The sequence below is a fragment of the Monashia sp. HAY1-2A genome (assembly GCF_056755315.1).
On record NZ_JBNDHY010000014.1, the window covers coordinates 13628 to 40238 of the forward strand.

A 26611-nucleotide genomic window follows, 5' to 3' on the forward strand; every position below is an offset into this window, starting at 1 on the left:
TCAGGCCTCCACCACCGCGGGAGCCGCGGTGAGGTAGCGGTCGTAGCCCTCGTCCTCGAGGCGGTCCGCCAGCTCGGGGCCACCCTCCTCGACGATCTTGCCGTCGACGAAGACGTGGACGAAGTCCGGCTTGATGTAGCGCAGGATGCGCGTGTAGTGCGTGATGAGCAGGACGCCGAGGTCGCTCGCGTCCTTGGCGCGGTTGACGCCCTCGGAGACGATCTTGAGGGCGTCGACGTCGAGGCCGGAGTCGGTCTCGTCGAGGATGGCCACCTTCGGCTTGAGCAGCTCCATCTGGAGGATCTCGTGGCGCTTCTTCTCGCCGCCGGAGAAGCCCTCGTTGACGTTGCGCTCGGCGAACGCGGGGTCCATGCGCAGGTTGCCCATGGCCTCCTTGACCTCCTTGACCCACGTCCGCAGCTTCGGGGCCTCGCCGTCGACGGCGGTCTTGGCGGTGCGCAGGAAGTTGCTCACCGTGACACCGGGGACCTCGACGGGGTACTGCATCGCGAGGAACAGGCCTGCACGGGCGCGCTCGTCGACGGTCATGGCGAGGACGTCCTCGCCGTCGAGCGAGACGGTGCCGCCGGTGATGGTGTACTTCGGGTGGCCGGCGATGCTGTAGGCCAGCGTCGACTTGCCGGAGCCGTTCGGCCCCATGATCGCGTGGGTCTCGCCCGACTTCACGGTGAGGTCGACCCCGCGCAGAATCTCCTTGGGGCCGTCCTCGGTCTCGACCGAGACCGTCAGTCCCTTGATCTCGAGCGTGCTCATGTGGGTCAGTTCTCCTTGTTCGTGCTGCGGGTGACAGTGCTGGGGGTCTGCTGGGTGGGAGCGGCGTATGCCGTCGACGCGAGCTCCTCCTCGATGGCCGCGGTGATCTCGTCGCGCAGGTCTCCGAGCGGGATCTCACGGATGATGTCGGCGAAGAAGCCGCGCACGACGAGGCGCTTGGCCTCGTCCTCGGTGATGCCGCGCGACTGCAGGTAGAACAGCTGCAGGTCGTCGAAACGACCTGTCGCAGAGGCGTGCCCGGCGCCCTCGATCTCGCCGGTCTCGATCTCGAGGTTCGGCACCGAGTCGGCGCGGGCGCCGTCGGTCAGGACGAGGTTGCGGTTGAGCTCGTAGGTGTCCGTGCCCTCGGCCGCGGCCCGGATGAGCACGTCGCCGACCCACACGGTGCGCGCGGTCTCGCCCTGGAGCGCGCCCTTGTAGGTGGCCCGGCTCTTGCAGTGCGCCGTGTTGTGGTCGATGTACGAGCGGTGCTCGAGGTGCTGGCCGGCATCGGCGAAGTACACGCCGAGCAGGGTCGCGTCACCACCGGGCCCTGCGTAGCGCACGTTGGCGTTGACGCGGACGACCGCCCCGCCCAACGACACGGCGAGGTGCTTGTAGCGGGCGTCACGGCCGACGAGGGCGTCGTGCTGGGCCAGGTGCTGGGCGTCGTCGTCCCAGCGCTGCACGGACACGAGCGTGAGGTCGGACCCGTCGCCGGTGACGACGGAGAGCAGCTGGGAGTACTGCGCCGAGCCCGTGTGCTCGACGACGACGGTCGCCTTGGAGAAGCGCCCGGCGCGCACGACGAGGTGGCCGTGCACCGGCTCACCGCCGGTGCCGACGAGCGAGAGGCGCACCGGCGCGTCGAGCTCCGCCTCCGCCGGGATGTCGAGCAGCAGCGCGCCGTCGGCAGCCGTGCCGGCGACGACCGCGGCACGGTCCTGGGGCGGGAGGATGCCGAGCCCCTGGGCCTGGCCGGCCGTGATCGTCGACGTCGTGACCCCTTCGGGCAGCTGGCTGCCCACGTCGAGGCGACCCCTCGCACCCTCGGCGAGCAGGCCGGCGAGCTTCTTGACGGGCGTGAAGCGCCAGTCCTCCTCGCGGCCCGAGGGCAGCGGGAAGGCGGCGACGTCGAAGGACGCCGTGCGCTCGGCGCGCGACTGGTCCGGCACGAAGGCCGCGGCGGAGTCGGTGTGGGCACGGTTGGCGGCGTCGGCCACGGAGCTACCCGTGTCGACGAGCGTGTCGGCAACGGACATCAGCCGACGGCTCCTTCCATCTGGAGTTCGATGAGGCGGTTGAGCTCGAGGGCGTACTCCATGGGCAGCTCTCGCGCGATCGGCTCGATGAAGCCGCGCACGATCATCGCCATGGCCTCGTCCTCGGCCATGCCGCGGGACATGAGGTAGAACAGCTGGTCCTCGGAGACCTTCGAGACCGTCGCCTCGTGGCCCATGGACACGTCGTCCTCGCGGATGTCGACGTACGGGTAGGTGTCGGAGCGGCTGATCGTGTCGACGAGCAGGGCGTCGCAGCGCACGGTCGAGGCCGAGTGCGAGGCGCCCTCGAGCACCTGCACGAGACCGCGGTAGGAGGCGCGACCGCCACCGCGAGCCACGGACTTGCTGATGATCGAGCTCTTCGTGTTGGGAGCCGCGTGGACCATCTTGGAGCCGGTGTCCTGATGCTGCCCCTCGCCAGCGAAGGCGATCGAGAGCGTCTCACCCTTGGCGTGCTCGCCCATGAGGAAGACGGCGGGGTACTTCATCGTCACCTTGGAGCCGATGTTGCCGTCGATCCACTCCATCGTCGCGCCCTCCTCGCAGGTGGCGCGCTTGGTGACGAGGTTGTAGACGTTGTTGGACCAGTTCTGGATCGTCGTGTAGCGCACGCGGGCGTTCTTCTTGACGATGATCTCGACGACGGCCGAGTGCAGGGAGTCCGACTTGTAGATCGGCGCGGTGCAGCCCTCGACGTAGTGCACGTAGGAGCCCTCGTCGGCGATGATCAGCGTGCGCTCGAACTGGCCCATGTTCTCGGTGTTGATCCGGAAGTACGCCTGGAGCGGGATTTCGACGTGGACGCCCTTGGGCACGTAGATGAACGAGCCACCGGACCACACGGCGGTGTTGAGCGCGGCGAACTTGTTGTCGCCTGCGGGGATCACCGTCGCGAAGTGCTCGCGGAAGATGTCCTCGTGCTCCTTGAGCGCGGTGTCGGTGTCGAGGAAGATGACGCCCTGCTGCTCGAGGTCCTCACGGATCTGGTGGTAGACGACCTCGGACTCGTACTGCGCGGCGACGCCGGAGACGAGGCGCTGCTTCTCGGCCTCCGGGATGCCCAGGCGGTCGTAGGTGTTCTTGATGTCCTCGGGCAGGTCGTCCCACGTGGCCGCCTGCTTCTCGGTGGACTTCACGAAGTACTTGATGTTCTGGAAGTCGATGCCGGTCAGGTCGGAGCCCCACGAGGGCATCGGCTTCTTGCCGAAGAGGCTCAGGCTCTTCAGGCGCAGCTTCGTCATCCACTCGGGCTCGTTCTTGCGGGCCGAGATGTCGCGCACGACGTCCTCGTTGAGCCCACGGCGAGCTGACGAGCCGGCCACGTCGCTGTCGGCCCAGCCGTACTCATAGGTGCCGATGCCCTTGAGGCCGGGGTTCAGCTCTTCGATGTGGGTGGTCATGAGGAACCTTCCTTGACGTGCGTTCGGTCGTTCCGTGCGGACGTGGTGGCGGACGTGGTGGCGGACGTGCTGGCGGACGTACTGGCGGACGTGGTCGTGCCCGGGCTCGCGGGTGCGGGGCTACTCAGTGCTGCACCGGAGGCAACATCCGGGGCGTCGGCGCTCTTCCGTGCGAGTCCACCCGTCGGGATGAACGTCGTGCACACGTGGTGGCCGCCCGCGAGCGTCGCCAGCCGCTGCACGTGCACCCCGAGGAGCCGGGAGAACGCATCGGTTTCGGCCTCGCAGAACTGGGGGAACTCCTCGGCGACGTGCTGCACGGGGCAGTGGCCCTGGCACAGCTGGACGCCGGCCAGACCTCCGCTGCCGACCGGGCGTGCCGTCGCGGCGAAGCCGTCCTCGCTCAGTGCCTCGACGAGGACGTCGGCGCGGGCGGCGGGGTCGTCACCGACGGCGTCGAGACGCGCCGCGTAGCGTGCCTCGAGGGCGCCGACGCGCTCGCGGGCGAAGGCACCGACAGCGCCGCTGCCGGCCCGCTCCTCGAGGAACCCCAGCACCTCGACGGCCAGCGAGTCGTAGTCGGCCTCGAGGGAGCGGTGACCGACCTCGGAGACGACGTACGCGCGGGCCGGTCGGCCGCGACCCCGCCGCTGGCCGGCCGGCTCGTGGGGCACGACGGCGCCCTGCTCCACGAGGGCGTCGAGGTGGCGCCGGACGGCGGCCGGGGTCAGGTCGAGGTGACGGCCGAGCTCCGCGGCCGTGACGGGCCCGTCGGAGGAGACCATGTGGAGCACGCGCGAGCGCGTCCGGGACTCGAGCGGCGACACGTGGTCGCCGTCCCTGCCCTCGCGCGGTGCATGCTCCGGGAAAAACACAACACCATTGTGACGTAATTGCTCGTGGAAGTGCCAGTTAGGTCCGCCTAACCGGCGACGTCGACCGGTATGCGAGGTTCACTCCTCCTCGTCGCGCTCGCGCCGCTCGGCGGCGTCCTCCTCGTCGTCGTCCCCGTAGCCGTCGTCACCGTACGGCCGGTCGTACGCGTCGAAGCCGTCGCCCGCGTCCTCCTCCTCCGGCGTGGGCTCCGGCGGCATGATCACCGACGGCAGCCTCGTGCGGGGCGGGGCCACGGCGTCGGGCCCGAACCACCGGCGTCGCAGCGGGGCGGTGACCCAGCCCAGCGGGCAGGTGAGGACGTAGCCGTAGGCGACGACCATTCCGGTGGCCCCGGGGAAGAACACGAGCCCGAGCACGAGCAGCACGCCGAGCGGGACCGAGATCCGCAGGTGCCGCGGCGAGAGCAGGTCACGGAAGGACCGGAACCGGAACGAGGAGGCCATGAGGGCGGCGGGCACGACGCCCGCGGCGACCGGCAGCAGCGGTGCCCAGTCGTAGAGCGGTTCGCCGATGGCCATGACGGTGGCGATGACGACACCGGCGGCGCCCGGGCTCGCGAGGCCCACGAAGTATCGCTTGTCGGCGAGCGGGTCGATGGTGACGTTGAAGCGGGCGAGGCGGTAGGCCGCGCAGGCCAGCCAGAACATGGCGCCGGCCCAGGCCCAGACCGGGTGCGCGGGCAGGGCCCACGTGTACACGAGGACCGCGGGCGCGATGCCGAAGGAGATGAGGTCCGCGAGCGAGTCGAACTGCAGCCCGAAGGGGGTGATGGCCCCGACGGCGCGGGCCACGGCGCCGTCGCAGATGTCGAGGACGATCGAGATTCCGACGAGCACGGCCGCCGCGCGGAACTCCCCCTGGAAGGACAGCAGCACGGAGGAGAAGCCGCAGAGCATGTTGCCGAGCGTGAACAGGCTGGGCAGCACGGCGCGGGCGCGCACCCGCGGGTTGAGCCGGCTCCACGGGACGACGCGCGCCCCGGTGGACGAGACGAGACGGATGCCGCGGGTGACGCGGTCGCGCCGTCGTGGTCGCGACCCTGCTGCTGGGTCGCCGGTCACGACGCGTCCGTCGCGGGGAAGCGGCCGAGGACCGTCTCGCCGCCGACGGCCCGCTTGCCCTTGGTGACCTCGAGCACGACCTCCGGCGGGACGAAGACGTCCATGCGCGAGCCGAACTTCATCAGGCCCATGCGCGCGCCGGTCGGTACCTCGTCCCCGGGTGCGACGCGGGTGACGATGCGGCGGGCGAGCTGGCCCACGAGCTGGCGGTAGACGACGCGTCGGACGGTGCCGCCGACCTCGCGCTCGACGACGATCTCGCTGCGCTCGTTCTTCGTGGCGCTCTCGGCCCGGTAGGCGGCGAGGAAGCGGCCCGGCGTGTGGGTGACGTCGACGACCCGGCCGCCGTACGGCGAGCGGTTCATGTGCACGTCGAGCAGGGACAGGAAGATGCTGACCTGCTGCCACTGCCCGGCCGGGGCGAGGCCCGGCTGCGGCTCGCCGACGTGCATGACGATGCCGTCGGCCGGCGCGAGCACGACGTCGGGGTCGCCGACCGGGGTGCGGTCGGGCGTCCGGTCGGGGTCGCGGAAGAAGAGGGTGACGCCCGCGGTGAGCAGGCCGAGGGCGAGCGTCGTCCGCGGCCGGCGGGCGAGCGCCGCGACGACGGTCGGTACCGCGGCCATGGCGGTGAACGGTCGGGCGGCGGGGTCGATCTTCACGGGGTGGTCACTCCGGCTTCTCGGTTCTCGGTGGCGTGGAGGGGGCGAGGCGGCGAGGGCTCGGCCGGGACGGTACCGCCTCGGGGCGTCCTGCGCTGGCCGGTGCGGTGACGGGGCCTCCCGCCACCGAGCCTAGACTCATCAGCCATGACCGCCGAGGTGACACTGACCGACCTGCACCGCTCGTTCGGCGACGTCACGGCCCTCGACGGCCTCTCGTGGAGCGCACCGGCGGGCCGTGTCACCGCGGTGCTCGGCCCGAACGGAGCCGGCAAGACGACCGCCATCGAGTGCGCCGTCGGCCTCGGGCGCCCCGACGCCGGCTCGGTGCGGGTGCTCGGCACCGACCCGTGGGACGCCTCGCCGGACCATCGCTCCCGCGTGGGCGTCATGCTCCAGGCCGGCGGTCTGCCCAACGGCACCCGACCGATGCGCCTGCTGCACCACCTGGCCCGGCTGTACGCCGAGCCGGCCGACGTCGACGCCCTGGCCCGGCATCTCGGCATCACCGACTTCGCCCGCACGACGGTCCGGCGGCTGTCCGGCGGCCAGAAGCAGCGGCTCTCCCTCGCTGCCGCGCTCCTCCCCCGGCCCGACGTGCTCTTCCTCGACGAACCGGCGGCCGGCCTCGACCCGCACGGACGCCTCGACGTCTGGGACCTCGTCGCCGCGCAGCGCGACGCCGGCGTCACGGTCGTCGTCACGACGCACTCCTTCGAGGAGGCCCAGCGCCTCGCCGACCACCTCGTCATCATGAACGCCGGGCGCACGGTCGGCGAGGGCACGCTCGACGAGGTGACGGGCGGCCGAGCCCTCGAGGACGTCTACTTCAGCCTGACCCGGAGGGGGGCCGCATGACCGCCGCGCCGACGCCCACGCCCTCCCCGGCCGGTCCGGCGACCGGGAGCCGGCGCGGTGCCGCCCCGGCCCGGCAGCGGGTCCTCGCCCAGGCCTCCTTCGAGGTCGGCAACCTGCTGCGCAACGGCGAGCAGCTCCTCGTCTCCCTCGTCCTGCCGGCGATGGCGCTCGTCGGTCTCGCCGTGACGAGCACGCCCTCCCTGGGTGCCGGGCGCCGCATCGACCTCGCCACCCCCGGTGTCCTGGCCCTGTGCGTCGTGTCGGCCGCCTTCACGGCCCAGGCGATCGCCACGGGTTTCGACCGGCGCTACGCGGTGCTTCGCTACCTCGGCGTCACACCCCTCGGGCGCGGCGGCCTCGTCGTCGCCAAGGCCCTCGCGACCCTGGCCGTCGAGGTCGTGCAGCTGCTCGTCGTCGCAGCGCTCGGCCTCGCCCTCGGGTGGCGACCGGAGCCCGTCGGCGTCGTGTGGGCGCTGCTGTTCGTCGTCGCCGGCACGTGGGCGTTCGTCGCGCTCGCCATGCTGCTCGCGGGCACGCTGCGCGCCGAGGCCGTGCTCGCCCTCGCCAACCTCGTGTGGGTGCTCCTCCTCGGCCTCGGCGGGGTCGTCGTCCCGCGCAGCGAGCTGCCCGCCGGGCTGTCGCACGTCGCCGGGGTGCTGCCGTCCGCCGGACTGGCCGACGGGCTGCGGAGCGCCCTCGTGCACGGGTCGCTGAACCTCGGCGCCCTCCTCGTCGTCCTCGCGTGGGGCGTCGTCGCGACCGTGCTCGCGGCGCGCTTCTTCCGGTTCGACGACTGACCGACCCGGCGCTCCGCGACCGCGCGGGGAGTGCCGGGCACACGCGAGAGCACTGGGCGCCGGCGTCGGCCCAGGGAGAGGTGACCGTGTTCGACTTCGTCTTCGGGCTGCCGATGCACATCCTCGTCGTCCATGCCGTCGTGGTGCTGGGACCGTTGTCCGCGCTCGCGGCCGTCGGCTACGCCGTCCGCCCCGGCTGGCGCCGCGTCCTGCGCTGGCCCACGGTCGTCGGCGCGCTCCTGACCGGCGTCTCCGCGTTCGTGGCGGCCGAGAGCGGCGAGCAGCTGCTCCGACGCGTCTCGCAGGTCCGGGCGGCCACGACCGACGCGGGCCTGCTCGCCGAGCACGTGGAGTGGGGTGACCGCGCCAAGCTGCTCTGCCTCGCCTTCATGGTTCTGACGCTCGCCCTCGTCCGGTTCGTCCGGCCACCCGAGGAGGACGCACCGCGGACGCACCCGCTCGACGCCGTCCTCGGCGTCGTCACGGTCCTCGCGGCCGCAGCGGCGACGACGACGATCGTCCTCGCCGGGCACGCCGGGTCGCAGGTGGTCTGGAGCGGGCTCGGCTGAGGCCGGTTCCTCCACGAGGCGGCGCTGCCCGTACCCTCGTGTCGTGTCGACGCATGTGTCCGCCCCCGCTCCATCGACGGACGCCCCGACGAGGCTGTCCCGGATGCTGAGGCCGCTCCGGCTCCCCTCGGTGCCCGGGCGGTGGGTCCGGCCGCTGCTCGTCGCCAACCTCGTCGGTGAGATCGGCATCGTGGCCACGGGCGGCATCGTGCGCCTCACCGGCAGCGGCCTGGGCTGCTCGACCTGGCCGGAGTGCCAGCCGGGGTCGTTCACCCCGGTCCGCACCCCGGCGAGCTCGTTCCACGACCTCGTCGAGTTCGGCAACCGCACGCTGACGTTCGTCGTCGCCGTCCTCGCCCTCGTGTCGGTGTGGGTCGTCGCGACGCACTGGCCGGCCCGTCGACGGCTGCAGGTGGTGGCGGTGGGTGTCCTCGCGGGCATCCCGGCCCAGGCGGTCCTCGGCGGCATCACCGTCCTGACGGGCCTCAACCCGTGGTTGGTCATGGGGCACTTCCTCCTGTCGATGGCGCTCGTCGCGCTGTCGACGGCCCTGGTGCGCGGTGCGCTCGACGAGCAGGACGGCCCGGGCGAGCTCGTCGTGCATCCCCTCGCGCGGCGCGTCGCCCACCTCACGGCCGCCGTCGGCACCGTGGTGCTCGTCCTCGGCACCGTCGTCACCGGCTCGGGGCCGCACTCCGGCGATGCCGACCGGCCGGCGCGCACCGGGTTCGACCCGCGCTTCGTGTCGTGGATGCACGCCGACGCCGTCATGCTCTTCTCCGGCCTCGTCGTCGCGACGCTGGTGGCGGTCCGCATCACGGCCACGACCGACCGGGCCCGCCGCTGCTTCGACCTCGTGCTCGTCGTGACCGTCGTCCAGGGCCTCATCGGCTACACCCAGTACTTCACCGGTCTGCCCGAGGTGCTCGTCCTGCTCCACATGGTCGGCGCGGCGCTGCTGACCACCGCCCTCACGTGGGGCGTGCTGTCGACGCGTCGCTCCCCCGTCTGAACGAACCCGTCCGCGCTGCCTAGGCTGGGCGCGTGAGCGAGCAGCCGACACTCCGTGACGGCGACCTCGTGCTGCGCCCCTGGCGTGCCGAGGACAGCGAGGTCACGCGCGAGCTGCACGACGCCGAGATCGCCCACTGGTTCGACGTTCCCGACGTCGTGCCGCCCGCCGACGAGCACCTCGCCTGGATCGGGCGCACCCACGACGAGTGGGCCGACGACCGGGCCAAGGCGACCTTCCTCGTCGAGTGGCACGGCCGGCCGGCGGGCTCGGTCGACGTCCGTCGCTCGCAGCCCGGCGTCGGCGTCCTGTCGTGGGCCATCTACCCGTCCTCGCGCGGCCGCGGGCTGGGCTGGCGCGCCGTGCGGCTGCTCGTCGAGTGGGCCTTCGACGAGCTCGCCCTCGAGCGCGTCGAGGCCCACGTCGACCCGGCCAACCGCGCCTCGCTGCGCACCGCCCTCCGGGCCGGGCTGCTGCGCGAGGGGCTGCTGCGGGGCAACACCACCCTCGGCGGCACCCGCACCGACACCGTCGTGCTCGGCCGCCGCCGCGGCGACCCGGCCCCCGACACGCGCGACGGGTTCACCGCGATGCTGGACTCGACCCTGCCGACCAAGCGCGCCATCGCGCAGGGCGTGCTCCGCTCCCCCGACGGCCGGCTGCTGCTGCTCGAGCTGGTCTACAAGCGCGACTGGGACCTGCCCGGCGGCGTCGTCGACCGGCACGAGTCGCCGGCGGCCTGCGTCGTGCGCGAGCTGCGCGAGGAGCTCGCGCTCGACGTCACGGTGCGGTCCCTGCTCGCGGTGAACTGGCTGCCGGCGCTGCACGGCTGGGCCGACGCCACCGTCTTCGTCTTCGGTCTCGGCACCCTCGACCCGAGCCTCCTCGACCCGGCGCGGCTGCAGCGTCGGGAGGTCGCCGCCGTGCACTGGAGCGAGCCGCACGAGTGGGCCGCCCGGGTCGCGCCGTACAACCGGCGCCTGCTCGAGGCCCTGCTCCCCTCGGGCCGGAGCGGGAGCGATGCGCCGACGCTCTATCTCGAGGACGGCCGGCCGGTCGTGACGTCGGGCACGTGAGGGGGCCGACGGATGGCTGCGGCCGGCTCCTGCCCGCCCGACTCAGCCGGCTCAGCCCAGACCGGGCAGCGGCAGGTGCCAGATGGGGTCGAGCGCGACGCCGACGAACAGCAGCGTCAGGTACGTGATGGAGAAGTGGAACAGACGCATCGGCTTGAGCACGTCGTGCGCCACGCCGGCCCGCGCCCGGGCCAGCAGGCGGTGCGCCTCGGTGAGGAACAGCACGCCGGACACGAGGGCCGCGACGGTGTAGACCCAGCCGACGCGCTGGACGGGGACCAGCGCGAGCGAGGCGAGGACCATGGCCCACGAGTAGAGGACGACCTGCTTGGCGACGACGACGAACCGCTCGACGACCGGCAGCATCGGCACGTGCGCCGCGGAGTAGTCCTCCTTGTAGCGCATCGACAGCGGCCAGTAGTGCGGCGGCGTCCAGAAGAAGATGACGAGGAAGAGGATGAAGGCCGACCAGCTGACGGTGCCGGTCACGGCCGACCACCCGATGAGAACCGGCATGCAGCCCGCGGCCCCACCCCACACGATGTTCTGCGCCGTGCGCCGCTTGAGCAGGAGCGTGTAGCCGAAGACGTAGAAGAGCAACGCCGCGAGGGCGAGCCCGGCGCTCAGCCAGTTGACGAGCAGGCCCAGCCACAGCGTCGACACGACGGTCAGGGTGACCCCGAAGACGAGCGCGCCCGTCGGTGAGACCGTGCCCGTGACGAGGGGGCGCCGGCTCGTGCGGTGCATGACGGCGTCGATGTCGCGGTCGATGTAGCAGTTGAGCGTGTTGGCCGCACCGGCCGAGAGCGTGCCGCCGACGACGGTCGCCACGACGAGCCAGAGGTTCGGCACGCCCTGCTGCGCGAGGAACATGACGGGGATCGTCGTGATGAGCAGCAGCTCGATGATCCGCGGCTTCATCAGGGAGACGTACTGCCCGACGAGGAACTTCAGCCCACTGCCGTCCGGACCGTGCAGCGCCGAGAGGTCGGCGCGGGGGTCCACCGTTGTCACTGAGATCCTCACCGCTGGTTCGTCGCTCGGACCACCGGGTACGCACCACGAGGTACAGAGCATTGCGTCGCAAGTCTAGACCGTCGTCCGTTCGACCAGACACCGCACCGTCGCCGTCGAGCCCGCCGTCGAGTCCGCCGTCGAGTCCGCCGTCGAGTCCGCCGCCCAACCCAGGTCCCACGGCGACCTGGGCGGACCGTCCACGAGACCCGCGGCCCGACGCGTGACCACCCAGCGGGCGTGGTGTCGTGGCTCACAACGGCGGGACTAGGCTCGTGGCGTTACGCGATCCACCTCGTCCGAAGGAGACCGGTCCGTGTCCAGCACCGCCACGAAGGCGAAGAGCCCCACCCGTTCGAGGTCGACGAAGAGCCCGAAGGACCTGCTGGCACAACGAGACCCGGGCCTGCCTCGTCCGGTGGCGAAGAAGGCCGGCTGGACCGACCTCGACATCCGCGCCGTCGACACGACCCGCCTGCTCGCCGCCGACGCCGTGCAGAAGGTCGGCAACGGGCACCCCGGCACGGCGATGTCGCTCGCCCCGCTGGCCTACCTGCTCTACCAGAACGTCATGACCCACGACCCGTCCGACCCGAGCTGGCTCGGACGCGACCGGTTCGTCCTCTCCTGCGGCCACTCGAGCCTGACGCAGTACATCCAGCTCTACCTGTCCGGCTACGGGCTGTCCCTCGACGACCTCAAGGCGCTCCGGACGTGGGGCTCGCAGACGCCGGGCCACCCCGAGGTCCACCACACCAAGGGCGTCGAGATCACGACCGGCCCGCTCGGCTCGGGACTCGCGTCGGCCGTCGGCATGGCGATGGCCCAGCGCCGCCAGCGCGGGCTGTTCGACCCCGACGCCAAGCCGGGCACGAGCCCGTTCGACCACCACGTCTACGTCATCGCCTCCGACGGCGACATGCAGGAGGGCGTGACCCACGAGGCCTGCGCGCTCGCCGGCCACCAGGAGCTCGGCAACCTCACGGTCGTCTACGACGCCAACCAGATCTCCATCGAGGACGACACCGACATCGCGTTCAGCGAGGACGTCGCCAAGCGCTTCGAGGCCTACGGCTGGCACGTCGTCGAGGTCGACTGGCGAAAGGACGCCGACGGCGCCACCTACGTGGAGGACGTCGACGCGCTCCTCGCCGCGATCCGCAGCGGTGACTCGGTGCGCGACAAGCCGACGCTCGTCGTCCTGCACACCATCATCGCCTGGCCGGCGCCGACGAAGCAGAACACCGGCAAGTCGCACGGCTCGGCCCTCGGCGACGCCGAGGTCGGGGCGACGAAGGAGCTGCTCGGCTTCGACCCGAAGAAGAGCTTCGTCGTCGAGCCGGCCGTCCTCAAGCACGCCCGCGACGTCGTCAAGCGCGGCAAGGCGGCCCACCGCGAGTGGGACGCCTCGTTCCGCGCGTGGCGCAAGGCCAACCCGGATCGCGCCGAGCTGCTCGACCGCGTCCTGGCCAAGGAGCCGCCGAAGGACCTCAGGCGCGCCCTCCCGACGTTCCCGGCCGACGCCAAGGGCATCGCGACCCGGGCGGCGTCCGGCAAGGTCCTCGGCGCCCTCGCCGACGTCATGCCCGAGCTGTGGGGCGGCTCGGCCGACCTCGCCGAGTCGAACAACACGACGATGGAGGGCCAGCCCTCGTTCGTCCCCACCGGCAAGCAGACCCGCGAGTGGAAGGGCGGCCCGTACGGGCGCACCCTGCACTTCGGCATCCGCGAGAACGGGATGGGCATGATCCTCAACGGGATCGCCCTCGAGGGTCTGACCCGACCGTACGGCGGCACCTTCCTCGTCTTCTCCGACTACATGCGCCCGGCCGTGCGCCTCGCCGCGATCCAGCAGGCGCCGGTCACCTACGTGTGGACGCACGACTCCATCGGGCTGGGCGAGGACGGCCCGACGCACCAGCCCATCGAGCACCTGGCCGCCCTGCGCGCGATCCCGGGCCTCGACGTCGTCCGTCCGGCCGACGCCAACGAGACCGCGGCCGCCTGGGCCCAGATCCTCACCCGCGCGGAGGGCCCCGCCGCGCTGTGCCTGACCCGCCAGGCCGTCCCGACGTGGGACCGCTCGAGGTACGGCAAGGTCAGCGGCGTCGCCAAGGGCGCCTACGTCCTCGTCGAGGAGTCCCGCGCCGGTGAGCCCGACGTCATCCTCATCGCCACCGGTTCCGAGGTGCAGCTGGCGGTCGAGGCCGCCGAGAAGCTCGAGAAGGGCAAGGTCTCCACGCGCGTCGTGTCGATGCCGTGCCGGGAATGGTTCGAGAAGCAGAGCCGTTCCTACCAGGACAAGGTGCTGCCCCCCGCGGTCCGCGCCCGCGTCAGCGTCGAGGCCGGGGTGTCGATGGGCTGGCACGACCTCGTCGGTGACGCTGGCCGGATCGTCAGCATCGAGCACTTCGGGGCCTCGGCGGACTACCAGACGCTGTTCCGCGAGTTCGGCATCACCGCCGACGCCGTCGTCAAGGCTGCCAAGGACTCGCTCAAGGCGGCCGCCGGGTCGGCCGGCTCCGGCCGGACCGCCCCGCGCGTCACCGAGACGAACCCGCGACGCGCCGAGCAGAGCGCCGCCACCGACGTCATGGGCACCGACGTGGCCTCCGGCGCACACGCCGCGTCCGCCGAGGCCAACTGACCCGACGACCCAACCAGAAGGGGACAGACACCATGAGCAACCCGAACACCCAGGCCCTCACCGACGCCGGAGTCTCGATCTGGCTCGACGACCTCTCCCGTGAGCTCATCGAGACCGGCAAGATCTCCGAGCTCATCGAGGAGCGCAACGTCGTCGGCGTCACGTCGAACCCGTCGATCTTCCAGTCGGCGCTGTCCAAGGGCGACCGCTACAACGAGGACCTCGCCGCGCTGACCGCGGCCGGCAAGGACGTCGAGGACGTCGTCTTCGAGCTGACGACCGAGGACGTCCGCAACGCCGCCGACCTCTTCCTGCCCCTCTACGAGAGCAGCAAGGGCGTCGACGGGCGGGTCTCCATCGAGGTCGACCCCCGTCTGGCGCACGACACCGACAAGACGGTCGAGCAGGCCAAGCAGCTGGCGGCCGCCGTCGACCGTCCGAACGTCCTCATCAAGATCCCGGCGACCAAGGCGGGCCTGCCGGCCATCACCGCGGTCACGGCCGAGGGCATCAGCGTCAACGTGACGCTCATCTTCTCCCTCGAGCGGTACAGGAGCGTCATGAACGCCTACCTCGAGGGCCTCGAGAGGGCGCACGCCAACGGCCACGACCTGTCGACGATCCGTTCGGTCGCCTCGTTCTTCGTCTCCCGCGTCGACACCGAGATCGACAAGCGTCTCGACGCCATGGGGACCGACGAGGCGAAGGCGCTGCGCGGCAAGGGCGGCATCGCCAACGCGCGCCTCGCCTACCAGGCCTACGAGGAGGTCTTCTCGACCCCGCGCTGGACCAGCCTGGCCGACGAGGGCGCCAACCCGCAGCGTCCGCTCTGGGCCTCCACGGGCGTCAAGGACAAGGCCTACCCCGACACCATGTACGTCACCGAGCTCGTCGCACCGGGCGTCGTCAACACGATGCCGAGCGCCACCCTCGAGGCCACCGCCGACCACGGCGAGATCCGGGGCGACACGGTGACCGGCGCCTACGAGGAGTCCTCGAAGGTCCTCGACGACCTCGACGGCATCGGCATCTCGTACACCGAGGTGACCGACCTCCTCGAGCAGGAGGGCGTCGACAAGTTCGAGAAGGCGTGGGGCGACCTGCTCGACGGCGTGCGAGCCGAGATGGACAAGGTCCGGGCATGAGCTCGATCTGCGTCACCGCGTCCGGCGCGGCGGCCGAGGCGATCGCGGCGCACGTCGACACCCTGGTGTCCGACCGCGTCGCGAGCCGGCTCTTCGAGCAGGACCGGACGCTCTGGGGCGAGGCCGCCGAGGCCGAGGCGGGCATCCGTCTGTCCTGGACCGGGCTGGCCCGGTCCTCGCGTCCGCTCGTCGGCCAGATCGCCGCGCTGCGCGACGAGCTGGCCGGCGAGGGCCTGACCCACGTCGTGCTCTGCGGCATGGGTGGCAGCTCGCTCGCGCCCGAGGTCATCTGCGCCACGGCCGGCAAGGACCTCGTCGTCCTCGACTCGTCCGACCCCGACTACGTGCGCCGTGCCCTCGCCGACGACCTCGAGCACACCGTCGTCGTCGTCTCGAGCAAGTCCGGCTCCACGGTCGAGACCGACTCGCAGCGCCGCGCCTACGAGCAGGCGTTCACCGACGCCGGCATCGACCCGGCCGAGCGCATCGTCGTCGTCACCGACCCGGGCAGCCCGCTCGACGGTGAGGCCCGCGAGAAGGGCTACCGCGTCGTCAACGCCGACCCGAACGTCGGGGGCCGCTACTCGGCCCTGACCGCCTTCGGCCTCGTGCCGAGCGGCCTCGCCGGTGTCGACGTCGAGGCGCTCCTCGACGAGGCGGAGTCCGTCGCCGACGTCCTGTCGGCCGACGACGACGCCAACCCCGGGCTGCGCCTCGGTGCCGCGATGGGTGGCACGACGCCGCTGCGCGACAAGCTGGTCCTCGTCGACGACGGCTCGGGCATCGTCGGGTTCGCCGACTGGGCCGAGCAGCTCATCGCCGAGTCCACCGGCAAGGACGGCACCGGCGTGCTACCCGTCGTCGTGGGCAGTGCCGACGACCCGGAGGTGCGCTGGCCCGCCGCGGACGTCACGGTCGCCCGACTCGTCGGCGACGACGACGACGGTACGCCGGACTCCACTGTCGCAGAAGGCGGTTCGGAGGTCCGCGTCGGCGGGTCGCTCGGCGCGCAGCTGCTGCTCTGGGAGGTCGCCACCGCCGTCGCGGGCCGCCTCCTCGGCATCAACCCCTTCGACCAGCCCGACGTCGAGAGCGCCAAGAAGGCCGCCCGCGCACTCCTCGACCAGGGCACCGCGTCGGCCGACGCCCCCGCCGCGACCGACGGCGCCGTCGAGATCCGCGCGGTCGGTGGGGGTGACGGTGCGTGGCTCGGCGACGCGTCGACCGTGCCCGCTGCGCTCGACGCGCTCTTCGCGCAGCTCGACCCCGAGCGCGGCTACGTCGCGGTCATGGCCTACCTCGACCGGCTCGCCGACGCGGACCTGGCGGACACCCGCGCCGCGCTCGCACGCCGCACCGAGCGGCCGACCACCTTCGGCTGGGGCCCGCGGTTCCTCCACTCCACCGGCCAGTTCCACAAGGGCGGCCCCGCCGTCGGCGTCTACGTGCAGGTCACGACGGCGCCCACGCAGGACCTGCCGATCCCCGGCCGGGACTTCACCTTCGGCGACTTCATCGCCTCGCAGGCCGGCGGCGACGCCGCGGTCCTGGCCGACCACGACCGCCCGGTCCTGCGGCTGCACCTGACCGACCACGACGCCGGTCTGGCCCAGGTGCGCGACGCGTTCGGGCAGGGGTCGACCGCGGGAGGGCATGCATGACGCCGGCGCGAGTCGCCCACGGGCACAACCCGCTCCGCACGGCCGAGGACAAGCGGCTGCCCCGCATCGCGGGTCCCTGCGGCCTCGTCCTCTTCGGCGTGACGGGCGACCTCGCCCGCAAGAAGCTCATGCCGGCGATCTACGACCTCGCCAACCGCGGACTGCTCCCGCCGGGCTTCTCCCTCATCGGGTTCGCCCGGCGCGACTGGGCCACGCAGGACTTCGGCCAGGTCGTCCACGACGCCGTCAAGCAGCACGCCCGGACGCCCTTCAGCGAAGACGTCTGGCGCAACCTGTCCGAGGGCTTCCGGTTCGTGCCGGGCACCTTCGACGACCCGGACGCCTTCGACCTGCTCGCCAAGACGGTCGAGGAGCTGGACCGGGACCGCGGCACCGGCGGCAACCACGCGTTCTACCTGTCGATCCCCCCGGCCTTCTTCGCCACCGTGTGTGAGCAGCTCGAGCGGTGCGGCCTGACCCGGGCCGAGGGCGACAGCTGGCGACGCGTCATCATCGAGAAGCCGTTCGGCCACGACCTCAAGAGCGCCCAACAGCTCAACGACATCGTCGAGGGCGTCTTCCCGCCCGACGCCGTCTTCAGGATCGACCACTACCTCGGCAAGGAGACCGTCCAGAACCTCCTCGCCCTGCGCTTCGCCAACCAGCTGTTCGAGCCGGTGTGGAACGCCAACTACGTCGACCACGTGCAGATCACGATGGCCGAGGACATCGGCATCGCCGGCCGGGCGGGCTACTACGACGGCATCGGGGCGGCCCGCGACGTCATCCAGAACCACCTGCTCCAGCTCCTCGCCCTCACCGCGATGGAGGAGCCGGTCTCCTTCGACGCCAAGGACCTTCGCGCCGAGAAGGAGAAGGCGCTCTCGGCCGTCCGGCTGCCTGCGAACCTCGACACCGGCGCGGCCCGCGGGCAGTACGCCGCCGGGTGGCAGGGTGCCGAGGAGGTCGTCGGCTACCTCAGCGAGGACGGCGTCGACCCGGACTCGCACACCGAGACCTTCGCCGCGGTGACCCTCGAGGTCGACACCCGACGCTGGGCCGGCGTGCCGTTCTACCTGCGCGCCGGCAAGCGGCTCGGCAAGCGCGTCACCGAGATCGCCGTCGTCTTCAAGCGGGCGCCGCACCTGCCGTTCGAGCACACGGCCACCGAGGAGCTCGGCCAGAACGCCATCGTCATCCGCGTCCAGCCCGACGAGGGCGTGACGCTGCGGTTCGGCTCGAAGGTGCCGGGCTCGCAGATGGAGGTGCGTGACGTGACGATGGACTTCGGCTACGGGTCCTCGTTCACCGAGGCCTCTCCCGAGGCGTACGAGCGGCTCATCCTCGACGTCCTCCTCGGCGACCCGCCGTTGTTCCCCCGCCACGAGGAGGTCGAGCTGTCCTGGCGCATCCTCGACCCGCTCATGGCGCACTGGGCCAAGGACGGCAAGCCGGAGCAGTACCCGGCCGGCACGTGGGGGCCGCCGTCGGCCCACGAGATGCTGAAGCGGGACGGACGTCACTGGAGGATGCCGTGATCAGGGACCTGACCGACACGACGACCACGGGCATCAGCAAGACGCTCGTCCGCCTCCGCAACGAGGTCGGCGCCATGGCGCTCGGCCGGGTCCTGACGCTCGTCATGGTCGTCGAGGACACCGACGCCCAGGAGGCCATCGACGCCGCCAACCAGGCCAGCCGGCAGCACCCCTGCCGCATCATCGTCGTCATCCCCGGTGAGCGGCGCGGCAGGAACCGCCTCGACGCGCAGATCCGCCTGGGCGGCGACGCCGGCGCGAGCGAGATCGTCGTCCTGCGGCTCTACGGCGCGCTGGCCGGGCACGGGCCGAGCGTCGTCGTGCCGCTCCTGCTGCCCGACTCCCCCATCGTCGCGTGGTGGCCGGGCAAGGCGCCCGACGACGTCGCCAAGGACCCCATCGGCGCCATGGCACAGCGTCGGATCACCGACGCCGCCCTGCACCACAACCCGCGGCTCATGCTCAAGAAGCGGGCGGCGACGTACGCACCGGGCGACACCGACCTGTCGTGGACCCGACTCACGCTGTGGCGCGGGCTGCTCGCCGCCGCCCTCGACCAGCCGCCGTACGAGCCGATCACCGGGGCCGTCGTCAGCGGCGCCCCGGACTCGCCGTCCTCCGACCTGCTCGCGGCCTGGCTCACCCGCCGCCTCAAGGTGCCGGTGCGGCGCGTGTCGACGCCTCGGGGCTCGGGCATCAGCTCGGTGCGCCTGGAGCGGCGCAGCGGGCCCATCGACCTCGTCCGTCCCGGCGACGTCGTCGCGACGCTGTCGCAGGCAGGCCAGCCGGACCGGCGGATCAACCTGCCCCGGCGCGAGCTGCCCGAGTGCCTCGCCGACGAGCTGCGCCGGCTCGACCCCGACGAGGCCTACGCCGAGGCGCTGTGCCGCGGCCTGTCCGACCTGCAACCGGCCCGGCTGTCGGCCGCCGCGGCGGCCAAGGCCGGCAAGGCCCCCGACCTCGCGGAGGCTCGCCGGCTCGCCGCGCGCCTCGGCCACGACGAGTCCGCCCAGGACGCCAGCGCCATGATCACCGCGCCTCCGGCCCCCGGGACGGCCGAGACCGCGCAGGTCAAGGAGGCGACGGCCCGCAAGCTCGCCGGCAAGCGGACGCCGCGCGAGAAGGCCACAGCCAGGGCGCGCAAGAAGTCCGACGCGTCGACGGCCAAGCGGACCGCTGCGGCGACGGCGACCACCGGGCCCGCGACGGCGAAGAAGGCGTCCTCGTGAGCGAGCCCCGCGTCGTCGTCCACCCGGACAAGCAGTCGCTCGCCGATGCCGCCGCCGCTCGCCTGGTCACCGCCCTGCTCGACGCCCAGGCCCGCTCCCCCGAGGCCCAGGTTGCCCTGACGGGTGGGTCGATGGGGTCGGCGGTGATCGCCTCGCTGGCGCAGGTCCCCGGCCGCTCGGCCGTCGACTGGTCACGCGTGCGGGTCTGGTGGGGCGACGAGCGCTACCTGCCCGCCGGTGACCCCGACCGCAACGACACCCAGAACGACGAGGCGGGCCTGACCACCCTCGGCCTCGACCCGGCGAAGGTGCACCGGGTCGCCGGGCCGGACGCGTCCGAGAACGCCGAGGCCAGTGCCGCGGCGTACGCCGCGTCGATCCGTGAGTTCGGCCAGCAGGCCTGGGACGTCGTCCTGTTCGGCGTGGGGCCTGACGGGCACGTCGCCTCGCTCTTTCCGCACCACCCGGCCCAGGGCATCGGGGACGCGATCGCCGTGGCGGTCCACGAGTCACCGAAACCGCCGCCCGACCGGGTCAGCCTGACCTTCGAGTGCTTCGAGCGAAGCCACGAGGTGTGGTTCCTCGTCGCAGGTCCGGACAAGGCCGAGGCGGTGGCCGCCGCGCTCGCCCCCGGCACCGACCGCTGGGACGTCCCCGCGGCGGGCGTCCGCGGCACCGACGCGACGCTGTGGCTCGTCGACGCCGACGCCGCCTCCGGGCTCGGCTGAGCCGGCACCCCACGGGAACGACGGAGGGCCCGGGACGTCGTCCCGGGCCCTCCGTCGTGCGTCGGTGGTGACCGTCAGGTCACTGGATGAGGCCGCGCTCCCGGAGCGTGCTCAGGGCCTCGTCGAGGATCGCTGCGCCGTCGGCGTCGCTGCGCCGCTCCTTCACGTACGCGAGGTGCGTCTTGTACGGCTCGACCTTCGGCGGGGCGGGGGGGTTGTCCTTGTCCTGGCCCGCGGGGAAGCCGCAGCGGGGGCAGTCCCACGTCTCCGGCACGACCATGCCTGGCTCCTCGGCGAAGCTCGGCCGGGTCTCGTGCCCGTTGGAGCACCAGTAGGAGATGAAGACGCGGGGGGCGGCGTCGCCGCGCTCGGCCTCACCCATCGGGCCCGCGCCGACCCGGCTTCCACGAATGGCGTTACCACTGGCCATGGCGTGCTCCTCTCAGCTCGCGAAACGGGCCAACAGGCCCAGGCCGATGATCGCCGTCGCCCAGACCACGGCGACGGCGACGGTGAAGCGGTCGAGGTTGCGCTCGGCCACCGACGAGCCACCGAGGGACGTCGACATGCCCCCGCCGAACATGTCCGACAGGCCACCACCCTTGCCCTTGTGCAGCAGGATGAACAGGGTCAGGACCAGGCTGGACAGGACCAGCAGGACCTGGAGCACGATGCGAACCGCATCCACGGGGGTCACTCCATCTCGTCGGGGTCGTCGGCGCTCGGGTCTCGTGCCGTCCGCTCGCGCGGCCGGTCCCCGGCGCTCGGGACAGGATACCTCCCGGGCCCGCCACGGCCGAACGGCCGCGGCGGGCGGGAGGTGCGGTGACGCGAGCGGTCAGCCGGCGGTCACGTGGTCGCGGTAGCGGCAGATCGACGCGAACTCGGCCGGGTCGGTCGAGGCGCCGCCGACGAGGGCGCCGTCGACGTCGTCCTGCGCCATGATGGCGGCGACGTTGGCGGCCTTGACGCTGCCGCCGTAGAGGACGCGGACGCCGTCGGCGACCTCGGCCCCGTAGAGCTCGGCGAGCAGCGCCCGGATCGCGGCACAGACCTCCTGCGCGTCGTCCGGGGTCGCGACCTCGCCGGTCCCGATGGCCCAGATGGGCTCGTAGGCGATGACGATGGTGGCGGCCTGCTCGGGGGTGACGCCGTCGAGGTCCTCGCGCAGCTGCGCGACGACGTGCTCGACCTGGCGGCCCTCCCGACGCACGTCGAGCGCCTCGCCGCAGCACAGGATCGGCGTCAGGCCGTGGGCGTAGGCCGCCCTGACCTTGGCGTTGACGACCGCGTCGGTCTCACCGTGGCCCTCGCGCCGCTCGCTGTGCCCGACGACGACGTAGGTGCAGCCGAGCTTGGCGAGGAACGCGCCCGAGATGTCGCCGGTGTAGGCGCCGGACGCGTGCGGAGAGAGGTCCTGGGCGCCGTAGCGCAGATCGAGCTTGTCGCCCTCGACGAGGGTCTGCACGGAGCGCAGGTCGGTGAAGGGCGGCAGCACGGCCACCTCGACCGCAGCGTGGTCGTGCTTGGCGTCACGCAGCGTCCAGTCCAGCTTCTGCACGAGGTGCGTCGCCTGGAGGTGGTCGAGGTTCATCTTCCAGTTGCCGGCCATGAGCGGGATGCGACCCGCGGGCTTGGTGTCCTTGGCCATCAGGCGTCGTCCTCCTCGAGAACGGTCAGTCCGGGCAGCTCCTTGCCCTCGAGGTACTCGAGGCTGGCGCCACCACCGGTGGAGATGTGGCCGAAGTCGGAGTCCTCGAAGCCGAGCTGGCGCACCGCGGCCGCCGAGTCACCACCACCGACGACCGTGAGGGCGCCCCGGGCCGTGATGTCGACGAGCGCCTGGGCCAGCGACTTCGTCGCGGCGGCGAACGGCTCCATCTCGAACGCGCCCATCGGGCCGTTCCAGAAGACGGTCCGGCAGTCGGCGAGCTTCTCGGCGAAGAGGCGGCTCGACTCGGGACCGATGTCCAGGCCCATCCGGTCGGCCGGGATCGCGTCGACGGCGACGACGTCGTGGTCGGCGTCGGCGCTGAACGCGTCGGCGGCGACGACGTCGACGGGCAGGACGATCTCGACGCCATCCTGCTCGGCCCGCTCGAGGTAGCCCTTGACCGTGTCGACCTGGTCGGCCTCGAGCAGGCTCTTGCCGACCTCGTGGCCCTGGGCGGCGAGGAAGGTGAAGACCATGCCGCCCCCGATGAGGAGACGGTCGGCCGTGCCGAGCAGGTTGCCGATGACGCCGAGCTTGTCGGACACCTTGGCCCCTCCGAGCACGACGGCATACGGCCGCTCGGGGTCCTTGGTGAGGCGGCGCAGGACGCCGACCTCGGTCTGGACGAGGCCACCGGTGGCGTGCGGGAGGAGCCGGGCGACGTCGTAGACCGACGCCTGCTTGCGGTGGACGACGCCGAAACCGTCGGACACGAAGGCGTCTGCGAGAGAAGCGAGCTCGCCGGCGAACTCGGCCCGCTCCTCGTCGGTCTTGGCGGTCTCCCCGGCGTTGAAGCGGAGGTTCTCGAGGAGCAGCACCTGCCCGTCCTGCAGGGCGGCGGCCTTGGCCTTCGCGTCCTCGCCGACGGTGTCCTCGGCGAAGGCGACCTCGCGGCCGAGCACCTCGGCGAGGCGCTTCGCGACGGGCGCGAGGGAGTACCTGGCCTCGGGCGCGCCCTTGGGCCGGCCGAGGTGGGCGCAGACGATGACGCGGGCGCCGGCGTCGGCAAGGCCCTGGATCGTCGGGGCGGAGGCGCGGATGCGGCCGTCGTCGGTGATCGTCGAGCCGTCGAGCGGCACGTTGAGGTCGGACCGGACGAGGACGCGCTTGCCGCGCACGTCCCCGAGGTCGCTGGTGGTCTTCACGCGGTATGCCTCTTCAGTGGTTGGGGTCAGCCGGACACGGAGACGGCCACCGCCCCGGCGTGTCGATGACAGCCGAGGGCGGTGGCCGGGTGGCTCAGAGGGACGCGCCGACGAGCTTCACGAGGTCGACGAGGCGGTTGGAGTAGCCCCACTCGTTGTCGTACCAGCCGACGACCTTGACCTGGTTGCCGATGACCTTGGTGAGGCCGGCGTCGAAGATGCACGAGGCGGGGTCGGTCTCGATGTCCTTGGAGACGATCTGGTCCTCGGTGTAGACGAGGTACCCCTTGAGCGGACCCTCGGCGGCGGCCTTGACCGCGGCGTTGACCTCCTCGACGGTGGTCTCGCGGCCGGCCTCGAACGTCAGGTCGGTGGCCGAGCCCGTGGGCACGGGGACACGGAGGGCGTAGCCGTCGAGCTTGCCCTTGAGCTCGGGCAGGACGAGCGAGACGGCCTTGGCGGCGCCGGTCGTCGTGGGGACGATGTTGAGCGCGGCCGCGCGGGCGCGACGGAGGTCCTTGTGCGGGGCGTCCTGCAGGTTCTGGTCCTGCGTGTACGCGTGGATCGTCGTCATGAGGCCCTTGACGATGCCGAACTCCTCGTGGAGGACCTTGGCCATCGGCGCGAGGCAGTTCGTCGTGCACGAGGCGTTCGAGATGACGGTGTGCTGGTCGGCGTCGTACAGGTCGTCGTTGACGCCCATGACGATGGTGATGTCCTCGTTCTTGGCCGGCGCCGAGATGACGACCTTCTTCGCGCCGCCGGCGACGTGCGCCTTGGCCTTCTCCGCGTCGGTGAAGAAGCCGGTGGACTCGACGACGACGTCCGCACCGACGCCGGCCCAGTCGATCGCGGACGGGTCGCGCTCCTCGAAGACGCGGATGGCCTTGCCGTCGACGGTGATGGACGTCTCGTCGTAGGACACCTCGCCGGGGAAGCGCCCGAGGATCGAGTCGTACTTGAGCAGGTGGGCCAGGGTCTTGTTGTCCATGAGGTCGTTCGTGGCCACGACCTCGATGTCGGCCCCGGACGCCACGATGGCGCGGAAGAAGTTGCGGCCGATGCGGCCAAAGCCGTTGATACCAACGCGAACGGTCACTGCTGTGCACCTCTTCGGTGAGACGGTGTGAGGGTGTGTCGGACGTCGTCAGACGACCTTCGTCCGACGGGAGGGCCGCGACGCTGCGACCTCGGTCACAGTCCACCCTAGTCGCTCCCCCGAGGCGCCGAGTCGGCAGTCTCAGGGCGTGGAGAGGCAACCCGGGCGGCGCGCGTTGCCGGGCGGATGCCGCGCCGGGCTCAGCTCTCGAGCATCTCCGGCGTCAGGTTGGCCTCGGTGCCGGGGACGCCGAGGTCCTCGGCCCGCTTGTCGGCCATCGCCAGCAGGCGTCGGATGCGGCCCGCGACGGCGTCCTTGGTCATCGGCGGCTTGGCGAGCTGGCCGAGCTCCTCGAGGCTGGCCTGCTTGTGCTCGAGCCGCAGCCGGCCTGCCTCGCGCAGGTGCTCGGGGACCTCCTCGCCGAGCAGCTCCATGGCGCGCTCGACGCGGGCACCGGCGGCGACCGCGGCGCGCGCGGAGCGGCGCAGGTTGGCGTCGTCGAAGTTGGCGAGGCGGTTGGCCGTGGCACGCACCTCGCGCCGCATCCGGCGCTCCTCCCAGGCGAGGACCGCGTCGTGGGCGCCGAGGCGCGTCAGCATGGCGCCGATGGCGTCACCGTCGCGGATGACGACGCGGTCGACCCCCCGCACCTCGCGGGCCTTGGCCTGGATGCCGAGGCGACGCGCCGCCCCCACGAGGGCGAGGGCGGCCTCGGGGCCGGGGCAGGTCACCTCGAGCGCCGACGAGCGGCCCGGCTCGGTCAGCGACCCGTGCGCGAGGAAGGCGCCCCGCCAGGCCGCCTCCGAGTCGCACGTCGCCGCGCTGACGACCTTCGGCGGCAGCCCCCGGACCGGGCGGCCCCGCGTGTCGATGAGGCCGGTCTGGCGCGCGAGGGTGGCACCCTCCTCGACGACCCGGACGACGTAGCGCGAGCCGCGGCGCAGCCCGCCGGCCGCGAGGACGAGGACGTCGCTCCGGTGGCCGTACACCTCGCCGATGTTGCGGCGGAGTCGGCGCGCGGCGTTCGCGGTGTCGAGCTCGGCCTCGACGACGATCTGCCCCCCGATGATGTGCAGCCCGCCGGCGAAGCGCAGCATGGTCGACACCTCGGCCTTGCGACAGCAGGGCTTGGTCACCTCGAGGCGCGAGAGCTCGTCCTTCACCTTCGCTGTCATGGCCATGCGGCACATCCTGCCACCCTGATCAAGCACCCTCGGCCGCAGAGGGGTGAGCGATGCGCCATGGCGCCTCGTGGCGGCCACCCGGGCGGTTCGTCACGGTTCGTCCCCACCGTGCTGGCGAGGTCGGGCGAGGAGGTCCTCAGGCGATGACGTCCCGCAGCGCGGCCGCGAGCCGGAGCGGGTCGTGGACACCGGGTGCACCGCGCGCGGAGACCGGCGCCACGACGAGCTCGGCACCGAGCTCCGCCGCCGCGGCCCGCAGCGACGGCTCGTCGACGACGACGCTCGGGTCGGCGAGGACGACGTCGAGGCGCAGGTGCGGCGCGTTCGCGGCGAAGGAGGCCAGGTGGTCCTCGGCGCGGAAGTCCCGGGTCTCGCCCTTGTGCACCTCGAGGTTGAGGTTGAGCAGGCGCCTCGCCCGCGTGGCGACGAGGGCGTCGGCGAGGTCGGGCACGAGCAGGTGGGGCATGACCGAGGTGAACCACGACCCGGGCCCGAGTACGACCCAGTCGGCCTCGGCCACCGCGCCCAGCGCCTCGGTGCAGGGCGCCGGGCAGGTCGGCACGATGCCGATGGAGGACACGATGCCGGGTGAGGACGCGACGCGGTGCTGCCCGTGGACGGTGACGGCCTCACCCGGGCGGTCCGGGTCGTGGCCGACGATCTCGGCGACGATCTCGAGCGGCTCGGCGGCCATCGGCAGGACCCGGCCGCGCGCGCCGAGCAGCCGGCCGACGAGGTCGAGTCCCCGGACCGTGTCGCCGAGCAGCTCCCAGATGGAGACGATCATGAGGTTGCCGAGCGCGTGGCCCCGGAGGTCGCCGTCGCCGCCGAAGCGGTGCTGGAGGACGTCGCGCCACGTGTGCCCCCAGTCGCTGTCGTCGCACAGCGCCGAGAGGGCCATCCGCAGGTCGCCGGGCGGCAGGACCTCGAAGTCACGGCGCAGCCGGCCGCTCGACCCGCCGTCGTCGGCGACGGTCACGACGGCCGTGACGTCGTCGGTGAGCAGGCGCAGCGCGCTCAGCGTCGCCGAGAGGCCGTGCCCGCCGCCGAGCGCGACGATGCGCCGCTGCTGGGACGGGCCGAGCGCGACGCGGGGGGCGGGCAGGGTCACGCGTCCA

25 protein-coding genes are annotated in these 26611 nt (G+C 72.3%); 11 read left to right on the forward strand and 14 right to left on the reverse strand.

Going from position 1 to position 26611, the window contains the following annotated elements; genetic code table 11:
• The 6 genes from sufC to ACPYOM_RS03630 all read right to left on the reverse strand — a co-directional run bounded on the left by sufC (window position 1) and on the right by ACPYOM_RS03630 (window position 6077).
• Entirely contained in the window at window positions 1-774 is a 774-nt protein-coding gene (gene sufC, locus ACPYOM_RS03605) for a Fe-S cluster assembly ATPase SufC (protein WP_481344914.1), read from the reverse strand.
• A 5-nt stretch (window positions 775-779) separates the two neighbouring features.
• Window positions 780-2036, reverse strand: coding sequence for a Fe-S cluster assembly protein SufD (gene sufD, locus ACPYOM_RS03610; protein WP_481344915.1), 1257 nt, complete (start codon window positions 2034-2036; stop codon window positions 780-782).
• The gene (gene sufB, locus ACPYOM_RS03615) at window positions 2036-3457 is read right to left on the reverse strand and encodes a Fe-S cluster assembly protein SufB (RefSeq protein WP_481344916.1); all 1422 of its coding nucleotides are present in this window, start codon (window positions 3455-3457) and stop codon (window positions 2036-2038) included. The genes sufD and sufB overlap by 1 nt, the downstream gene beginning before the upstream one ends.
• Complete coding sequence (locus ACPYOM_RS03620; RefSeq protein WP_481344917.1) at window positions 3454-4332, reverse strand: helix-turn-helix transcriptional regulator; 879 nt, start codon at window positions 4330-4332, stop codon at window positions 3454-3456. Before ACPYOM_RS03620 ends, sufB begins: the two co-directional genes overlap by 4 nt.
• Window positions 4333-4410: 78 nt before the next feature.
• Window positions 4411-5415: a CDP-alcohol phosphatidyltransferase family protein gene (locus ACPYOM_RS03625; protein ID WP_481340732.1), complete on the reverse strand. Its 1005-nt coding sequence runs from the start codon at window positions 5413-5415 to the stop codon at window positions 4411-4413.
• Window positions 5412-6077: a phosphatidylserine decarboxylase gene (locus ACPYOM_RS03630; RefSeq protein ID WP_481340733.1), complete on the reverse strand. Its 666-nt coding sequence runs from the start codon at window positions 6075-6077 to the stop codon at window positions 5412-5414. Before ACPYOM_RS03630 ends, ACPYOM_RS03625 begins: the two co-directional genes overlap by 4 nt.
• A gap of 147 nt (window positions 6078-6224) precedes the next feature.
• Between ACPYOM_RS03630 and ACPYOM_RS03635 the strand changes: the two genes are divergently transcribed.
• The 5 genes from ACPYOM_RS03635 (at window position 6225) to ACPYOM_RS03655 (ending at window position 10389) form a co-directional block, all read left to right on the forward strand.
• A complete protein-coding gene (locus ACPYOM_RS03635; RefSeq protein WP_481344918.1) occupies window positions 6225-6935 on the forward strand; it encodes an ABC transporter ATP-binding protein in 711 nt (236 codons plus the stop codon).
• Complete coding sequence (locus tag ACPYOM_RS03640; RefSeq protein ID WP_481344919.1) at window positions 6932-7732, forward strand: ABC transporter permease; 801 nt, start codon at window positions 6932-6934, stop codon at window positions 7730-7732. Before ACPYOM_RS03635 ends, ACPYOM_RS03640 begins: the two co-directional genes overlap by 4 nt.
• A gap of 86 nt (window positions 7733-7818) precedes the next feature.
• Window positions 7819-8301, forward strand: coding sequence for a DUF2231 domain-containing protein (locus ACPYOM_RS03645; RefSeq protein WP_481340736.1), 483 nt, complete (start codon window positions 7819-7821; stop codon window positions 8299-8301).
• Between the two features lie 103 nt (window positions 8302-8404).
• Window positions 8405-9313, forward strand: coding sequence for a COX15/CtaA family protein (locus ACPYOM_RS03650; protein ID WP_481344920.1), 909 nt, complete (start codon window positions 8405-8407; stop codon window positions 9311-9313).
• 32 nt (window positions 9314-9345) lie between these two features.
• Window positions 9346-10389: an NUDIX hydrolase gene (locus ACPYOM_RS03655; protein ID WP_481344921.1), complete on the forward strand. Its 1044-nt coding sequence runs from the start codon at window positions 9346-9348 to the stop codon at window positions 10387-10389.
• A 51-nt stretch (window positions 10390-10440) separates the two neighbouring features.
• On the opposite strand, the gene ACPYOM_RS03660 is transcribed toward ACPYOM_RS03655, so the two are convergent.
• Entirely contained in the window at window positions 10441-11415 is a 975-nt protein-coding gene (locus tag ACPYOM_RS03660; RefSeq protein ID WP_481340739.1) for a heme o synthase, read from the reverse strand.
• A 304-nt stretch (window positions 11416-11719) separates the two neighbouring features.
• Between ACPYOM_RS03660 and tkt the strand changes: the two genes are divergently transcribed.
• Genes tkt through pgl form a run of 6 tightly spaced genes read left to right on the forward strand, consistent with a single transcriptional unit; the run spans window position 11720 to window position 20351 of the window.
• Window positions 11720-14050, forward strand: a complete 2331-nt coding sequence (tkt, locus tag ACPYOM_RS03665) for a transketolase (protein WP_481344922.1) — start codon at window positions 11720-11722, stop codon at window positions 14048-14050.
• A gap of 32 nt (window positions 14051-14082) precedes the next feature.
• The gene (gene tal / locus ACPYOM_RS03670) at window positions 14083-15195 is read left to right on the forward strand and encodes a transaldolase (RefSeq protein ID WP_481344923.1); all 1113 of its coding nucleotides are present in this window, start codon (window positions 14083-14085) and stop codon (window positions 15193-15195) included.
• A complete protein-coding gene (locus ACPYOM_RS03675) occupies window positions 15192-16856 on the forward strand; it encodes a glucose-6-phosphate isomerase (RefSeq protein WP_481340742.1) in 1665 nt (554 codons plus the stop codon). Before tal ends, ACPYOM_RS03675 begins: the two co-directional genes overlap by 4 nt.
• Window positions 16853-18394 (forward strand): glucose-6-phosphate dehydrogenase, encoded by a 1542-nt coding sequence (gene zwf, locus ACPYOM_RS03680; RefSeq protein WP_481344924.1) that lies wholly within the window; start codon window positions 16853-16855, stop codon window positions 18392-18394. The genes ACPYOM_RS03675 and zwf overlap by 4 nt, the downstream gene beginning before the upstream one ends.
• Window positions 18391-19623, forward strand: coding sequence for a glucose-6-phosphate dehydrogenase assembly protein OpcA (gene opcA / locus ACPYOM_RS03685; RefSeq protein WP_481343776.1), 1233 nt, complete (start codon window positions 18391-18393; stop codon window positions 19621-19623). Before zwf ends, opcA begins: the two co-directional genes overlap by 4 nt.
• On the forward strand, window positions 19620-20351 hold the full coding sequence (gene pgl / locus ACPYOM_RS03690) for a 6-phosphogluconolactonase (protein ID WP_481344925.1): 732 nt from the start codon (window positions 19620-19622) through the stop codon (window positions 20349-20351). The genes opcA and pgl overlap by 4 nt, the downstream gene beginning before the upstream one ends.
• A 79-nt stretch (window positions 20352-20430) precedes the next feature.
• On the opposite strand, the gene ACPYOM_RS03695 is transcribed toward pgl, so the two are convergent.
• The 7 genes from ACPYOM_RS03695 to ACPYOM_RS03725 form a co-directional block, all read right to left on the reverse strand.
• Entirely contained in the window at window positions 20431-20781 is a 351-nt protein-coding gene (locus tag ACPYOM_RS03695; protein WP_481343778.1) for an RNA polymerase-binding protein RbpA, read from the reverse strand.
• A gap of 12 nt (window positions 20782-20793) precedes the next feature.
• Entirely contained in the window at window positions 20794-21039 is a 246-nt protein-coding gene (secG, locus tag ACPYOM_RS03700) for a preprotein translocase subunit SecG (RefSeq protein WP_481343781.1), read from the reverse strand.
• A 150-nt stretch (window positions 21040-21189) separates the two neighbouring features.
• Entirely contained in the window at window positions 21190-22002 is an 813-nt protein-coding gene (gene tpiA / locus ACPYOM_RS03705) for a triose-phosphate isomerase (RefSeq protein WP_481344926.1), read from the reverse strand.
• Window positions 22002-23210, reverse strand: a complete 1209-nt coding sequence (locus ACPYOM_RS03710; protein WP_481344927.1) for a phosphoglycerate kinase — start codon at window positions 23208-23210, stop codon at window positions 22002-22004. The genes tpiA and ACPYOM_RS03710 overlap by 1 nt, the downstream gene beginning before the upstream one ends.
• Before the next feature lie 94 nt (window positions 23211-23304).
• Window positions 23305-24309: a type I glyceraldehyde-3-phosphate dehydrogenase gene (gap, locus tag ACPYOM_RS03715; RefSeq protein ID WP_481344928.1), complete on the reverse strand. Its 1005-nt coding sequence runs from the start codon at window positions 24307-24309 to the stop codon at window positions 23305-23307.
• Window positions 24310-24509: 200 nt separating this feature from the next.
• The gene (gene whiA / locus ACPYOM_RS03720) at window positions 24510-25490 is read right to left on the reverse strand and encodes a DNA-binding protein WhiA (RefSeq protein ID WP_481343453.1); all 981 of its coding nucleotides are present in this window, start codon (window positions 25488-25490) and stop codon (window positions 24510-24512) included.
• 139 nt (window positions 25491-25629) lie between these two features.
• The gene (locus ACPYOM_RS03725) at window positions 25630-26604 is read right to left on the reverse strand and encodes a gluconeogenesis factor YvcK family protein (RefSeq protein ID WP_481343454.1); all 975 of its coding nucleotides are present in this window, start codon (window positions 26602-26604) and stop codon (window positions 25630-25632) included.
• Window positions 26605-26611: the final 7 nt, after the last annotated feature.

Excerpts from the sequence above, each read along its gene's own strand:
- sufD (WP_481344915.1), bottom strand. The coding sequence starts at position 2,036 with ATGTCCGTTGCCGACACGCTCGTCGACACGGGTAGCTCCGTGGCCGAC.
- ACPYOM_RS03650 (WP_481344920.1), top strand. The coding sequence starts at position 8,405 with ATGCTGAGGCCGCTCCGGCTCCCCTCGGTGCCCGGGCGGTGGGTCCGG.
- whiA (WP_481343453.1), bottom strand. The coding sequence starts at position 25,490 with ATGGCCATGACAGCGAAGGTGAAGGACGAGCTCTCGCGCCTCGAGGTG.
- sufC (WP_481344914.1), bottom strand. The coding sequence starts at position 774 with ATGAGCACGCTCGAGATCAAGGGACTGACGGTCTCGGTCGAGACCGAG.
- ACPYOM_RS03640 (WP_481344919.1), top strand. The coding sequence starts at position 6,932 with ATGACCGCCGCGCCGACGCCCACGCCCTCCCCGGCCGGTCCGGCGACC.
- ACPYOM_RS03695 (WP_481343778.1), bottom strand. The coding sequence starts at position 20,781 with ATGGCCAGTGGTAACGCCATTCGTGGAAGCCGGGTCGGCGCGGGCCCG.
- tpiA (WP_481344926.1), bottom strand. The coding sequence starts at position 22,002 with ATGGCCAAGGACACCAAGCCCGCGGGTCGCATCCCGCTCATGGCCGGC.
- sufB (WP_481344916.1), bottom strand. The coding sequence starts at position 3,457 with ATGACCACCCACATCGAAGAGCTGAACCCCGGCCTCAAGGGCATCGGC.
- zwf (WP_481344924.1), top strand. The coding sequence starts at position 16,853 with ATGACGCCGGCGCGAGTCGCCCACGGGCACAACCCGCTCCGCACGGCC.
- ACPYOM_RS03675 (WP_481340742.1), top strand. The coding sequence starts at position 15,192 with ATGAGCTCGATCTGCGTCACCGCGTCCGGCGCGGCGGCCGAGGCGATC.
- ACPYOM_RS03635 (WP_481344918.1), top strand. The coding sequence starts at position 6,225 with ATGACCGCCGAGGTGACACTGACCGACCTGCACCGCTCGTTCGGCGAC.
- tal (WP_481344923.1), top strand. The coding sequence starts at position 14,083 with ATGAGCAACCCGAACACCCAGGCCCTCACCGACGCCGGAGTCTCGATC.